Below are 1,259 nucleotides of genomic sequence, written 5' to 3'. Positions count from 1 at the left end.
CTGCTCGGCCCGGTGCCGACCTCCCGCAACTGGCCGCCGGCCAAGACGCCGGCGGGACTGGCGGCGATGGTCGCGGCGGTCGGGACGGCCGCGTCGGCGCTGTGCGCGCTCAACGCCGCCGTGGCCCTGCTGGTGGTGCTCAAGGCCGTCACCCCGCTGTAGCGGCCCGCCCGCCCGGACGGCTCAGAGCCTTGCGGCCAGCTCGTCGATGGCGGCCTCGGCCGCCGCCAGGGACTCGGCGGCGAGCGGCTGGAGGGCGTTCAGCGCCGGGATGTCCGCGGCCCTGGTGAGCTCGGCGGTGACCACGTGCAGGTGCTCCGCCGCGACCCCGATCCGGTCGAAGTACGCCCGCAGGTACGGGACCTGGAAGTCGCAGTGGGCGCGCGGCGTGCCCGGACCGTAGCCGCCGCCGCGGACCGCGACGACCACCACGCGGGTGTCGCGCAGCAGCGGCGCGCCGGTCTCCGGGTCGTGGTGGACACCGGGGAAGGTGACCCGGTCGATCCACGCCTTGAGGCCGGTCGAGACGGTGTAGTTGTACATCGGGCTGCCGATCAGCAGGGTGCCGGCGGCCCGCAGCTCCTCGATCAGCGGGCGGCTGAGCGCCCACTCGTGCGCCTCGTCCGGCCCCTCGGCGAGGCGGCCGATGTCGTCCAGCGGGAGTATCCCCTTGCGCTCGGTGCGGCGGCCGAGGGCGTCGTAGGCCGCGCGAACCGGGGGTACCGGGTCGGCGGCGAGGTCGTGGTGCCGGTGTCGGGCGGCGACGCCGTGCCGGGCGCGCCAGGCGGCGGCGAAGCGGGCGGTCAGGGCGCGGCTGACCGAGCCGGACGGGCTGATGCTGGAGTCCAGGTGGAGCAGCGTGGTGGAGGTCATGGTGGTCTCCCGGTCACCTCGGAGGGGGACGGATCGTCATAGCGGTGACGAGCCGCGCCGAGGAAAGGTGACCGATGGACGGGGACGCGATGCCGGGAGCGGCGGCCGGGGGAGCACCGGCCGAGCGCGGCCGGCTGCGGGCGATCGCCCAGCGGATGCTCGGCTCGACCGGCGAGGCCGAGGACGCCGTGCAGGAGGCCTGGCTGCGGCTGGTCCGCACCGATCCGGCGGAGATCGACAACCTGCCCGGCTGGCTGACCACGGTGGTCTCCCGGATCTGCCTGGACCTGCTGCGGGCCCGCGCCGCGCGCCGCGAGGAGCCGACCGACGAGGCGCTGCCGGACGCGGCGGGCGGCGGCCCGGAGCCGGAGCGGGAGGCGCTGCTG

2 protein-coding genes are annotated in these 1,259 nt (G+C 76.4%); one reads left to right on the top strand and one right to left on the bottom strand.

Annotated features, from left to right (window positions below):
- Nucleotides 1–183: 183 nt before the first annotated feature.
- A complete protein-coding gene (locus KS423_RS45685; RefSeq protein WP_224285541.1) occupies nucleotides 184–873 on the bottom strand; it encodes an NAD(P)H-dependent oxidoreductase in 690 nt (229 codons plus the stop codon).
- A gap of 74 nt (nucleotides 874–947) precedes the next feature.
- On the opposite strand from KS423_RS45685, the gene KS423_RS45680 reads away from it, so the two are divergent.
- A partial coding sequence (locus KS423_RS45680; RefSeq protein ID WP_308020333.1) for a sigma factor occupies nucleotides 948–1,259 on the top strand: 312 nt, incomplete at its 3' end.

The sequence above is a fragment of the Streptomyces sp. LS1784 genome (assembly GCF_020103755.1).
Classification (GTDB): domain Bacteria; phylum Actinomycetota; class Actinomycetes; order Streptomycetales; family Streptomycetaceae; genus Kitasatospora.
The sequence above is the reverse complement of the archived record's forward strand: the minus strand, read 5'-3'. Positions and strand labels throughout refer to the sequence as shown.

Bases quoted from the DNA above. Each gene is read 5' to 3' on its own strand.
- KS423_RS45685 (WP_224285541.1), bottom strand. From the start codon at position 873: ATGACCTCCACCACGCTGCTCCACCTGGACTCCAGCATCAGCCCGTCC.